The 12,419-nt window shown below is 55.6% G+C and carries 11 protein-coding genes and 2 pseudogenes; 10 read left to right on the forward strand and 3 right to left on the reverse strand.

Translation table 11 applies throughout. From position 1 onward, the window contains the following. Positions 1–4: 4 nt before the first annotated feature. The 9 genes and pseudogenes from mutL to AU509_RS07650 all read left to right on the forward strand — a co-directional run bounded on the left by mutL (position 5) and on the right by AU509_RS07650 (position 8,632). A complete protein-coding gene (mutL, locus tag AU509_RS07615; protein ID WP_409359753.1) occupies positions 5–1,330 on the forward strand; it encodes a DNA mismatch repair endonuclease MutL in 1,326 nt (441 codons plus the stop codon). Then, positions 1,324–1,893, forward strand: a pseudogene (locus tag AU509_RS19050) (DNA mismatch repair endonuclease MutL); the annotation flags it as partial. The gene mutL and the pseudogene AU509_RS19050, both read left to right, overlap by 7 nt. Then, the gene (gene miaA, locus AU509_RS07620) at positions 1,886–2,827 is read left to right on the forward strand and encodes a tRNA (adenosine(37)-N6)-dimethylallyltransferase MiaA (protein ID WP_094118059.1); all 942 of its coding nucleotides are present in this window, start codon (positions 1,886–1,888) and stop codon (positions 2,825–2,827) included. The pseudogene AU509_RS19050 and the gene miaA, both read left to right, overlap by 8 nt. A gap of 110 nt (positions 2,828–2,937) precedes the next feature. Beyond that, positions 2,938–3,237, forward strand: a complete 300-nt coding sequence (hfq, locus tag AU509_RS07625) for an RNA chaperone Hfq (protein ID WP_085651256.1) — start codon at positions 2,938–2,940, stop codon at positions 3,235–3,237. 89 nt (positions 3,238–3,326) lie between these two features. Next, positions 3,327–4,613, forward strand: coding sequence for a ribosome rescue GTPase HflX (hflX, locus tag AU509_RS07630; protein WP_085651257.1), 1,287 nt, complete (start codon positions 3,327–3,329; stop codon positions 4,611–4,613). Between the two features lie 61 nt (positions 4,614–4,674). Further along, on the forward strand, positions 4,675–5,922 hold the full coding sequence (gene hflK / locus AU509_RS07635; protein WP_085651258.1) for an FtsH protease activity modulator HflK: 1,248 nt from the start codon (positions 4,675–4,677) through the stop codon (positions 5,920–5,922). A gap of 3 nt (positions 5,923–5,925) precedes the next feature. Further along, positions 5,926–6,921 carry a protease modulator HflC gene (gene hflC, locus AU509_RS07640; protein WP_085651259.1) on the forward strand — a complete coding sequence of 332 codons (996 nt, stop codon included), beginning with the start codon at positions 5,926–5,928 and terminating at the stop codon, positions 6,919–6,921. Between the two features lie 112 nt (positions 6,922–7,033). Next, positions 7,034–7,234, forward strand: a complete 201-nt coding sequence (locus tag AU509_RS07645; protein WP_085651260.1) for a DUF2065 domain-containing protein — start codon at positions 7,034–7,036, stop codon at positions 7,232–7,234. Positions 7,235–7,334: 100 nt separating this feature from the next. Beyond that, positions 7,335–8,632 (forward strand): annotated as a pseudogene (locus tag AU509_RS07650) (adenylosuccinate synthase). A 111-nt stretch (positions 8,633–8,743) separates the two neighbouring features. Here the strand turns inward: AU509_RS07650 and mpl are convergent. After that, positions 8,744–10,117: a UDP-N-acetylmuramate:L-alanyl-gamma-D-glutamyl-meso-diaminopimelate ligase gene (gene mpl, locus AU509_RS07655; RefSeq protein ID WP_094118060.1), complete on the reverse strand. Its 1,374-nt coding sequence runs from the start codon at positions 10,115–10,117 to the stop codon at positions 8,744–8,746. Between the two features lie 168 nt (positions 10,118–10,285). Between mpl and fbp the strand changes: the two genes are divergently transcribed. After that, positions 10,286–11,290, forward strand: coding sequence for a class 1 fructose-bisphosphatase (gene fbp, locus AU509_RS07660; RefSeq protein WP_094118061.1), 1,005 nt, complete (start codon positions 10,286–10,288; stop codon positions 11,288–11,290). Positions 11,291–11,410: 120 nt separating this feature from the next. Here the strand turns inward: fbp and ruvX are convergent, their stop codons facing one another. Together ruvX and AU509_RS07670 are read right to left on the reverse strand one after the other, a co-directional pair. After that, positions 11,411–11,827 (reverse strand): Holliday junction resolvase RuvX, encoded by a 417-nt coding sequence (gene ruvX, locus AU509_RS07665; protein WP_085651263.1) that lies wholly within the window; start codon positions 11,825–11,827, stop codon positions 11,411–11,413. Further along, a complete protein-coding gene (locus AU509_RS07670) occupies positions 11,827–12,390 on the reverse strand; it encodes a YqgE/AlgH family protein (protein ID WP_085651264.1) in 564 nt (187 codons plus the stop codon). The genes ruvX and AU509_RS07670 overlap by 1 nt, the downstream gene beginning before the upstream one ends. Positions 12,391–12,419: the final 29 nt, after the last annotated feature.

The following is a 12,419-nucleotide window of genomic DNA, read 5'->3' on the forward strand; positions in this document are numbered from 1 at the left end:
TAAGATGCCGATTCTGGTTCTACCCCCCCAACTGGCTAACCAAATCGCCGCTGGCGAGGTAGTGGAACGGCCCGCGTCCGTGGTTAAGGAGCTGGTGGAAAACAGCCTGGACGCCGGAGCGACGCGCATTGATATCGACATTGAACGCGGCGGTAGCCGGCTCATCCGTATCCGCGATAACGGCAGCGGGATCGGCAAAACGGATTTGACGTTGGCGCTGGCGCGTCATGCCACCAGTAAAATCGCGACGCTTGACGATCTGGAAGCCATCATGAGTCTGGGCTTTCGCGGCGAAGCGCTGGCCAGTATCAGCTCTGTTTCGCGCCTGACGCTGACGTCCCGCACGAGCGACCAAAACGAAGCCTGGCAGGCGTACGCCGAAGGACGGGATATGGCGGTCACGGTGAAACCGGCCGCGCATCCGGTCGGCACCACGCTGGAAGTCCTGGACTTGTTCTACAACACGCCCGCGCGCCGCAAATTCCTGCGTACTGAAAAAACCGAATTTATGCACATCGACGAGGTGGTTCGCCGTATCGCGCTGGCTCGCTTCGATGTGGCATTCAATCTTCACCACAATGGCAAGCTGGTGCGGCAATACCGGGCGGTGACCGATCCAACGCAGCATGAGCGGCGTCTGGGTAGCATCTGCGGCACGGCGTTTATTCAGCATGCGCTGGCCGTCTCCTGGGAACATGGCGATCTGAAGATCCGCGGCTGGGTGGCCGATCCCACTGGCTCTCAACAGTTGCCGGAACTACAGTATTGCTACGTAAACCAGCGGATGATGCGCGACCGGTTGATTAACCACGCCATCCGTCAGGCCTACCAGGATCAGTTGCGAAGCGATCAACAGCCTGCGTATGTCCTCTATCTGGAAGTCGATCCGCACCATGTGGATGTCAATGTGCATCCGGCCAAGCACGAGGTGAGATTTCATCAGGCGCGCCTGGTGCATGACTTCATCTATCAGGCGGTGATGACGGTGCTTCAACAGGCGGCGGCGCCCGCATTGGCGGTGACCCCTCCGGGCGAGACGCCAGCGCCGGTTTGGCAGCAGGAAAACCGTACCGCTGCGGGGGAGAACCACTTCGCGCGGCCTGCGCAACCCGAGCCGCCGAGAATTCAGACCTCCGGTGGCAAAGTTCAGGAGCGCCCGCCCGCCTCGTATCCTCATGGCGCGGGGTATCAGCGTAAGCAGGGGGATCTGTATCAAAAACTGTTACAGCCTGCCTCTGAGCGGTCGATACCTTCAGGCGATGAGGCGACGGCTTCGGCTGCCGCTTCCCACACCCACGTAGCGCGGACCACTCAGGCGAACCGCCGTTAGCCAGTCGGTCGGAAGGCTTAGGACGTGTATTAAGCGTTTATCCGCCTTGCTATGCGCTAGTGGAATATCAGCAGGGATTAGCCCTGCTGTCTCTGCCGGTCGCTGAACGTTATGTCCGTCAGGCGCAGATGACGCCCGGCGAGGAGGGGTTACGGCCTCAGCCATTGCTGATCCCTCAGCGTCTCACGTTGGGAAGTCGAGAGCGCGCGGCGGTGACGGAGAATCAAAAACGGTTGGCGCATTTTGGTATCGATATCGTGGTTGAGCAGCAGCGCGTCACGCTGCGCGCGGTACCTTTACCATTAAGACAACAAAATTTACAAAACTTGATTTCTGACCTGTTAGGCTATCTCGCTGATTGCCCTCAGTCAGATTCTGATGAGGTGGCGGCGTGGATAGCGCGGCGGTTGTACAGCGAGCACGAGAACTGGACTCAGGCTCAAGCGGTACAACTGTTAGCGGATATTGAACGTCTCTGTCCCGAGCGGGTCAAAGTTCCGCCATCAGAGTTTCTTTATGTGATGGATATTGAGTCCGCCATCAAGGCTTTAAAGCATGACTGAACGTGAAACAACGCAGTACCCGCCGGCCATTTTCATTATGGGACCGACGGCTTCCGGAAAGACGGCGTTAGCCATGGCATTACGGAAATCCCTCCCGGTTGAGCTGATCAGCGTGGATTCCGCGCTGATCTATCGAGGAATGGATATCGGTACCGCCAAGCCTACCGCCGAAGAATTGTCGCAGGCACCGCACAGATTGATCGATATCCTCGACCCGGCTGACGCATACTCGGCTGCCGACTTCCGCCGCGATGCGCTGCAACAAATGGCGGAGATCACCGCCGCCGGTCGGATCCCTCTGTTAGTAGGGGGGACGATGTTGTACTTCAAGGCGCTGCTCGAGGGGCTTTCGCCCTTGCCGCCAGCGGATCCGGAAATACGGCGGGAAATTGAAGCGCGGGCGCAGCGGGAAGGCTGGGAAGCTTTGCATAATGAGCTGCGAGAGATAGATCCTATTGCTGCCACTCGGATTCATCCAAATGATCCGCAGAGACTGTCGCGGGCACTGGAAGTTTTCTCTGTTTCAGGTAACACTTTAACCGAACTGACAAAAACATCGGGTGAAGCGCTGCCTTACCGGGTGCACCAGTTCGCCATCGCTCCCGCGTCGCGCGAATTATTGCACGAGCGTATTGCACTACGGTTTCAACAGATGTTGCAGGCAGGTTTTGAGACGGAAGCACGCGCGCTGTTCGCTCGTGCCGATCTGCATCCAGGTTTGCCTTCCATCCGCTGCGTCGGTTACCGCCAGATGTGGTCCTACTTGTCCGGTGAAATAGATTACGACGAGATGGTTTATCGTGGGATCTGCGCTACCCGACAGTTAGCCAAACGGCAAATAACCTGGTTACGCGGGTGGGACAATGTGTGCTGGCTTGATAGCGATGAGCCGCAGGATGCGTTGGGTAAGGTCATGCAGGTTGTTAGTGCATAGGTTGGACGATTGTGTACAATTGGCTGATTCTCGGCACAAATTTTTATACCGCTATTTTAGAGCCACAGGGTTCTTTGTTACAAACAACAAGCAAATAAGGAAAATATAGAATGGCTAAGGGGCAATCTTTGCAAGATCCGTTCTTGAATGCTTTGCGTCGTGAACGTGTTCCAGTTTCTATTTATCTGGTAAATGGCATCAAGTTGCAGGGCCAGATTGAGTCTTTTGATCAGTTTGTGATTTTGCTGAAAAACACGGTTAGCCAGATGGTGTATAAGCACGCGATTTCTACGGTGGTTCCGTCTCGCCCGGTGTCTCATCACAGCAATAATCCTGGCGCGAATAACTATCATGGTAATAACACGACGAGTCAGCAGTCGCAGCCTCAGGAAAGCGATGACGCTGAATAAGGGCTATTACCGATTTACCTCAGCGGGGAAAGGGCATCACGTCGTTTCCCCGTTTGTGGCTGCATTTGTTTGTTTGAGAGGTTGTTCGGTTGTTTGACCGTTATGAAGCCGGTGAACGGGCCATACTAGTTCATATTCACTTTTCCCAAGAGAAAGATACTGAAGATCTGCTGGAGTTCGAATCTCTGGTGTCTTCTGCCGGAATCGAATCGCTACAGGTGATCACCGGTAGTCGCAAAGCGCCTCATCCCAAGTATTTTGTCGGCGAGGGTAAAGCAGAAGAGATCGCCAAGGCGGTTAAAGAAACCGACGCTTTCGTCGTGTTGTTCAATCACGCTTTATCACCCGCACAGGAGCGCAATCTCGAGCGTCTGTGCGAATGCCGGGTCATTGACCGGACCGGATTGATTCTTGATATTTTCGCCCAGCGCGCCCGCACCCATGAAGGGAAACTGCAGGTCGAGCTGGCGCAGCTGCGCCATCTGGCTACGCGTCTGGTGCGCGGCTGGACTCACCTTGAACGCCAAAAGGGCGGGATAGGGCTGCGAGGTCCCGGTGAAACACAGCTTGAAACCGACCGTCGTCTGCTGCGTAACCGCATTAGTCTGATTTTGTCGCGCCTTGTTCGCGTGGAAAAACAGCGTGAGCAGGGAAGACGCGCCCGTACGCGCGCGGATGTGCCTACGGTATCGCTGGTGGGGTATACCAACGCGGGTAAATCCACTTTGTTTAATCAAATGACAGCCGCGGATGTGTACGCTGCCGATCAGCTTTTCGCCACGCTGGATCCCACGCTTCGTCGGATCGACGTGGCTGATGTGGGCGATACTGTTCTGGCGGACACCGTCGGGTTTATTCGCGAACTGCCTCACGATCTGGTCGCGGCGTTTAAAGCCACGTTGCAGGAAACCCGTCAGGCGTCGCTATTGCTTCACATCGTTGATGCGGCCGATCCCCGCATGGACGAAAATATTGATGCGGTTAACGAGGTGCTGACGGAAATCGAAGCCGATGAAATTCCGACGCTGCTCGTCATGAATAAAATCGATGCGCTGGACAATTTTGCCCCGCGCATCGATCGCAATGCAGAGCACCAACCGGTCAGAGTCTGGCTGTCGGCGCAAACCGGCGAAGGAATACCTCTGCTGTTCCAGGCATTGACCGAACGGTTGTCGGGGGAGATCGCGCAGTTCTCCCTGCAGTTGCCTCCGCAGGAGGGGCGCTTACGCAGCCGTTTTTACCAGCTTCAGGCAATAGAAAAAGAATGGATAGAAGAAGATGGCAGCGTTGGTCTGGTAATCAGAATGCCTATCGTCGACTGGCGTCGTCTCTGTAAGCAGGAGCAGCAATTAGAAGATTATATCGTTGAAGTATAGTCTGATGAACTCTGGGACATTGACCCCGAAGAACACCTATCATAATGAATGGAGCTAAAACATGGCGTGGAATCAGCCCGGTAATAACGGACAGGACCGCGACCCGTGGGGGAGCAGCAATAAAAATAGCGGCAACTCTGGCGGAAATAACAAAGGTGGCCGAGATCAGGGACCACCGGATCTTGACGACATCTTCCGCAAACTGAGCAAAAAGCTCGGTGAGCTGGGCGGTGGAAAAAACTCAGGTTCCGGCGGCAGCGGTTTCGGCTCCGGCGGACGTATTTTGGGCGTAGTAGTGGTGGTCGCGGCTGTGATCTGGGCGGCGAGCGGTTTTTATACCATCAAAGAGGCCGAGCGCGGCGTTGTGACCCGTTTCGGCAAGTTCAGCCATCTGGTCAGCCCTGGCCTGAACTGGAAACCCACGTTTATTGATGACGTCAGAGCGGTCAACGTCGAATCCGTGCGCGAACTGGCGACGTCTGGTGTGATGCTGACATCAGATGAGAACGTGATCCGCGTTGAAATGAACGTTCAGTATCGCGTGACACAACCGGAACAGTATCTGTTTAGCGTGACCAATGCGGACGACAGTCTGCGTCAGGCGACTGACAGTGCGCTGCGCGGCGTCATCGGCAAATACACGATGGACAAGATTCTGACCGAAGGTCGTACCATCGTACGTACCGACACCCAACGCGTACTGGAAGAAACCGTTCGTCCGTACAACATGGGTATCACGTTGCTGGACGTCAACTTCCAGGCAGCCCGTCCGCCGGAAGAAGTGAAAGCCGCCTTCGACGATGCCATTGCCGCGCGTGAGAACGAACAGCAGTACATCCGAGAAGCCGAAGCCTATGCCAATGAAGTTCAGCCGCGTGCGAACGGTCAGGCTCAGCGTATTCTGGAAGAGGCTCGCGCGTACAAAACGCGTACCGTCCTGGAAGCGCAAGGTGAAGTGGCTCGTTTTGCTCGCGTGTTGCCGGAGTATAAGGCAGCGCCGGAAATCACTCGTGAACGTCTCTACATTGAAACCATGGAACGCGTGTTGAGCAGCACCCGCAAAGTGCTGGTGAACGACAAGGGCGGCAACCTGATGGTGCTGCCGTTGGAACAGATGCTGCGTGGTCAGAACACCACGGGCGGCAACGCGACCAACACGGTTGCGCCGCTGCGTAACTCCTCGACCTCGTCTAATAACGGTTCGAGCAGCACCTACAATTCTTCGCGCAGCAGCATCAACGGTAACATCATGGATCAGCGCCGGGCCAACGCCCAGCGGGATGAGATCACACGAGTAGGGAGAGAATAATCAATGCGTAAGTCAGTACTATTTATTCTGATCCTGGTGCTTCTGGTGATCTACGCGTCACTGTTCGTTGTACAGGAAGGTCAGCGCGGGATCGTCATGCGCTTCGGCAAAGTCCTGCGCGATAATGAGAACAAACCGCTCATCTATGCGCCGGGTCTGCACGTTAAGATCCCGGTCCTTGAGTCGGTGAAGACGCTGGATGCCCGTATTCAGACGATGGAAAACCAGGCCGATCGCTTCATCACCAAAGAGCAGAAAGACCTGATTGTCGACTCTTACATCAAATGGCGTATCAGCGATTTCAGCCGTTACTATCTGGCGACCGGCGGTGGCGACATCTCCCAAGCCGAAGTGCTGCTGAAACGTAAATTCAACGACCGTCTGCGTTCTGAAATCGGGCGTCAGGATGTAAAAGGCATCGTGACGGACTCGCGTGGTCAACTGATGATGGACGTGCGTGATGCGTTGAATACCGGCACCGGCGAGACCACCGAAGCCGATAACGCCATCGCCTCCGCCGCCGCGCGTGTTGAACAGGAAACCACCGGCAAATTGCCAGAGGTGAATCCGAACAGCATGGCTGCGTTAGGGATCCAAGTGATCGACGTGCGTATAAAACAGATCAACCTGCCGACGGAAGTGTCGGATGCGATCTACCAACGTATGCGCGCCGAACGTGAAGCCGTTGCCCGTCGTCATCGTTCACAGGGACAGGAACAGGCTGAGAAGCTGAAAGCCACTGCGGATTACGAAGTGACCCGTACATTGGCGGAAGCCGAGCGCGAAGGCCGTATGACGCGCGGTGAAGGCGATGCCGAGTCTGCGAAACTGTTTGCTAACGCGTTCAGTCAGGACCCGGATTTCTATGCCTTTATCCGTAGTCTGCGCGCCTACGAAAACAGCTTCAGCAGCGGTAATCAGGACGTTCTGGTGTTAAGCCCGGACAGCGACTTCTTCCGCTACATGAAGTCACCTGAGAAGACGGTGCCGGCGCGCTAATTTTCGTTCCGCTCGTTGGCGAATACGACGCCCGCGTTATGTGTTGTCTGCGGCAGGTTACCTGCCGCACGTTCAGCGCCCGACGCGGGCTTTTTTATGTCTGGAGTTCTTTATGAGTGTCTCTGTCTGGCTGGCCTTGGGGTTGGTGCTGATTTTTGAAGGGCTGGGGCCGCTGTTGTTTCCCCGCATTTGGCGTCGGATGATCCTCGGTCTTGCACAATTACCCGATACGGTTTTACGTCGTTTTGGCGGCGGAATAGTGGTCGCGGGGCTGGTGATCTACTACATGTTGCGTAGCCGCATGGATGGCTAAAATTGACGACAAATTTCTGCGCAAACGTGTGCTAAAAAGTACTGAAAGCATACAAATGAGATGTTAGAATCCTTTTTTAAGCAACACTGGTGATTGTGAGATGGGTAAGAACGTTGTCGTACTGGGCACCCAATGGGGTGACGAAGGTAAAGGCAAGGTCGTCGACCTGCTGACTGAACGCGCTAAATATGTGGTGCGCTATCAAGGTGGTCACAATGCTGGCCATACTCTGGTTATTAACGGTGAAAAAACCGTCCTCCATTTGATTCCTTCAGGCATTCTCCGCGAAAACGTGGTTAGCATCATCGGTAACGGTGTGGTGCTGGCGCCTGATGCCTTCATGAAAGAAATGACGGAACTTGAAGCGCGCGGCGTGCCAGTACGTGAGCGTTTGCTGCTGTCTGAAGCATGCCCGTTGATTCTGCCGTATCACGTTGCTCTGGATAACGCTCGCGAAAAAGCGCGCGGCGCCAAAGCTATCGGTACGACCGGCCGCGGCATCGGTCCTGCCTACGAAGACAAAGTAGCCCGTCGTGGTCTGCGCGTCGGCGACCTGTTTGATAAAGAAAGCTTCGCCGTCAAACTGAAAGAAATTATCGATTACCACAATTTCCAGCTGGTGCATTACTACAAAGTCGATCCCGTTGACTACCAGAAGACGCTGGACGACGTGCTGGCGATGGCCGACATCCTGACTTCTCTGGTCGTAGACGTTTCCGATCTGCTGGATAAAGCCCGCCGACGTGGCGATTTGGTGATGTTTGAAGGGGCGCAGGGGACTCTGCTGGATATCGATCACGGCACCTACCCGTATGTTACCTCTTCCAATACCACCGCAGGTGGCGTGGCGACCGGCTCAGGCTTGGGTCCGCGCTACGTTGACTACGTCCTCGGCATCGTTAAGGCATACTCTACCCGTGTGGGCGCAGGCCCGTTCCCGACCGAACTGTTTGATGACATTGGTGATTTCCTGTGTGAGAAAGGCAACGAATTCGGTGCGACCACCGGTCGTCGTCGTCGCACCGGCTGGCTGGATGCGGTCGCCGTGCGTCGCGCGGTGCAGATCAACTCCCTGTCCGGTTTCTGCATGACCAAACTGGACGTGCTGGACGGTCTGAAAGAAGTGAAGATCTGCGTAGCTACCGCCTGCCGGATGGTCGTGAAGTTGACGTGACGCCGTTGGCGGCCGAAGACTGGGAAGGCATTGAGCCGATTTACGAATCGCTGCCGGGCTGGACCGAGTCTACCTTCGGCGTGAAAGATCGTGCGGGCCTGCCTAAGGCGGCGCTGGACTATATCCAACGTGTAGAAGAAGTGACCGGCGTGCCGGTAGACATCATCTCCACGGGTCCGGATCGCGAAGAGACGATCGTGTTGCGTGACCCGTTCGACGCCTGATGTAACTGGTGTTCAGAACGACGAAAGGACGGGATATTCCCGTCCTTTTTCTTTTGTGCTGACCGGAAGACCATTCACTCAAAGCGAGAAAAGGGTCGACCGGTCAGGCCATCAGCTTTTTGCCTGTTCCTGTTTCTGGAACGTTTCCAGCAGTTTTTCATGAATATTGCCGAAGCCGCCGTTGCTCATGACCAGCACGTGATCGCCGGGCTGCGCGATTTTAGCGACCATATCAACCAGCGTATCAATATCCGCACTCCAGTGCGTTGGCTGCACACAAGCCTCCGCCACTTCTGCGACCTGCCAAGAGATATGCTGTGGCTGGAACAGGAAAACTTCATCTGCGCGTCCCAGCGAGGGAGCTAACTCGGTTTTGCAATGTCCCAGCTTCATGGTATTGGAGCGGGGCTCCAGGACGGCCAGGATTCTGGCCGTGCCGCCGACTTTGCTGCGCAGAGCCGCCAGCGTAGCCAGGATCGCCGTCGGATGATGCGCGAAGTCATCATAAACGGTGATACCGTTCGCCGTACCGCGCTGTTCAAGGCGGCGACGCGCATTGATGAAGCCGCCCAGCGCGCGGCAGGCTTCCGCAGGCGGAACGCCGACATGGCGAGCGGCGGCGATCGCCATCAGGCCGTTATGCATGTTGTGTTCACCAACCAGGCCCCACTCGACTTCACCGACCAATTCATCGTTCAGATAAACCTGAAAAATGCTGGAGTCCGGTACGCTCTTTTTCGCTTTCCAGATGCCGTCGTCACCGACCAGCTCCTGTTCGCTCCAGCATCCCATCGCCATCACTTGCTTGAGCGGTTGATCGTTGCTGAGAACGAGGATCCGCCCAGTGCCCGGCACCAGTCGCACCAGGTGGTGGAACTGTTTTTGGATCGCTTTCAGATCGTCAAAGATATCGGCATGATCGAATTCGAGGTTATTCAGAATCAGGGTCCGGGGGCAGTAATGAACGAACTTGGAGCGTTTGTCGAAGAAGGCGCAGTCATATTCGTCGGCTTCCACGACGAAGAACGGGCTATCGCCCAATCTCGCCGAGACGTCGAAGTTGCCGGGAACGCCGCCGATGACAAAGCCGGGATTGTAGCCGCAGGCTTCCAATATCCAGGTCACCATTCCCGCGGTCGTGGTCTTGCCGTGCGTTCCCGCGACGGCGATGACCCAGCGTTCACGCAGCACGTAGTCGTGCAGCCATTGCGGCCCGGAGGCATAAGGCATATTACGCTCAAGGACGGCTTCGACGCAGGGGTTGCCGCGGGACATCGCGTTACCGATAATCACCAGGTCTGGCTGAGGCTCCAGCTGCGAAGGGTCGTATCCTTCAATCAGGGTGATCCCTTGTTCTTCCAGTAGTGTGCTCATGGGGGGATAGACGTTGGCATCAGAGCCAGTCACCTGATGTCCCAGCGAGCGGGCCAGCAGCGCGAGCCCTCCCATGAAGGTGCCGCAGATACCTAATATATGAATGCGCATACGTTTCCCAACAGTCTACAAAAGTCTGGCGTTATTCTAACGCTATGGATAGTTCTCAAGAAATGGATTTGACTATGTGCTCGCTTTCTCTTTGGGCTACACTGCAAACGCAAACGTTGGCGGTACATAATTAGACCGCTTTTCATCTGCTGACTATGGAATAGTGTTATGAAAACGTTAGGCGAATTTATCGTCGAAAAACAGCACGATTTCTCACATGCCACGGGTGAACTCACCGCGTTGCTGTCTGCAATCAAGCTGGGAGCGAAAATCATTCACCGCGACATCAACAAAGCGGGTCTGGTGGATATTTTAGGTACCAGCGGAGTTTCCAATGTGCAGGGCGAAGTACAGATGAAGTTGGATCTGTACGCCAATGAAAAGTTGAAGGCGGCGCTCAAAGCGCGTGGTGAAGTCGCCGGTATTGCTTCCGAAGAAGAAGACGAAATTGTTATCTTCGAGGGGGAGCGGTCCGAAAATGCAAAGTATGTGGTGTTGATGGATCCGCTGGACGGCTCCTCCAACATTGATGTAAACGTTTCAGTCGGCACCATTTTTTCTATCTACCGACGCATTACTCCGCTGGGATCTCCGGTAACCGAAGCCGATTTCCTGCAGCCCGGCAGCAAGCAGGTCGCCGCTGGCTACATTGTTTACGGCTCTTCGACCATGTTGGTCTATTCCACCGGTCACGGGGTTCATGCCTTTACCTACGATCCTTCCCTGGGCGTTTTTTGCCTGTCGCATGAAAGAGTTCGCTTCCCCGAAACGGGAAATACCTACTCCATCAACGAAGGTAACTACATCAAGTTCCCGCAGGGCGTGAAAAAGTACATCAAGTACTGTCAGGAGCAGGACGAGGCCACGATGCGGCCATATACGTCGCGCTACATCGGTTCTTTGGTGGCGGACTTCCATCGCAACTTGCTGAAAGGGGGGATTTATCTCTACCCGAGTACGGCCAGTTATCCGCAGGGCAAGCTGCGTCTGCTGTACGAATGCAACCCGATGGCGCTGCTGGCGGAGCAGGCGGGCGGCAAAGCCAGCGACGGACACCGTCGTATTCTGGATATTCAGCCGCAGAGACTGCATGAACGCGCGCCGTTCTTTGTCGGCACGGAGTCGATGGTGAATGACGTTGAGCGCTTCCTGCGCGAATACCCCGACGATTAACCAGTGACGTCTTCAGATACATAAAAATGTGGCGCGCTCTTTCGACCGCGCCACATTTATTTTGAGCGATATCTCCCGACCTGGCGTTATCTCGTCGCCAGCGCCGACGGCAGGATAACGCTAGTGTTGCTCGAACCAGCTTTCAAGAATGACGACTGCCGAGGCGGAGTCGACGCTGCCTTTATCCAAAGCCCGAAAACCGCCCTGAGCGAACAGGCCGGAGCGTGCCTCTACCGTGCTGAGACGTTCGTCATGCAGCTCAACCGCCACGCCAAAGCGGCCGTGGAGACGCTGGGAGAACTTCCTCGCCCGCGCCGTCAGCGGTTGTTCTGTGCCGTCCATATTCAGCGGCAGGCCGACGATCACCAGCTCGGGCTGCCATTCCCGTAATAACTTTTCGACCTTCTGCCAGTCCGGCGTGCCGTCCTGCGCTTTAAATGCCTGAAGCGGGCGGGCGGTGCGAGTCAGATCCTGACCGATAGCGACGCCGATGCTACGGGTGCCGAAGTCGAATGCCATGATGGTGCGGTGACTCATCAGGCGTGTCCCGCATCGCTGGCGATCATGTGGATATCCACGCCGAGTTTTTTCGCGGCGACGCGCCAACGGTCCGCAATCGGCGTATGGAACAGGATGTCCTGATCGGCTTTAACGGTCAGCCAGGCGTTGTCCAAAAGCTCGCTCTCAAGCTGCCCGCCTTCCCAGGCCGTATAGCCGAGCGCGACCAGCGTGTTGTTGGGCTGGTCGACCGTGCCCATTGTCTCCAGCACGTCCTTGGACGTCGTAATCATGGTATCGGGCGAGACGGAAATGCTGGAGGCGAAGCCCGCCTGCGGGGTGTGCAGAATGAAGCCACGGTCATCCGCTAGCGGACCGCCGGAAAAGACCGGTTTATCCAGCCGGATATCGGATTTTGACTCTGGCGGCGTGATTTTCAGTTTCTTCAGAATATCGTCGACGGTGAACTGTTCCATCGGTTTATTGATGATCAGCCCCATCGCACCGTCTTCGCCGTGTTCGCAGATATATACCACGGACCGTTTAAATACCGGATCCTGCAGCGCAGGCATCGCGATAAGAAAGTGATGCTGTAAATTCATGGTCTGTTCTTATCGTTTTTCTGTCGTTA

Source organism: Lonsdalea britannica, from assembly GCF_002111595.1.
GTDB classification, from domain to species: domain Bacteria; phylum Pseudomonadota; class Gammaproteobacteria; order Enterobacterales; family Enterobacteriaceae; genus Lonsdalea; species Lonsdalea britannica.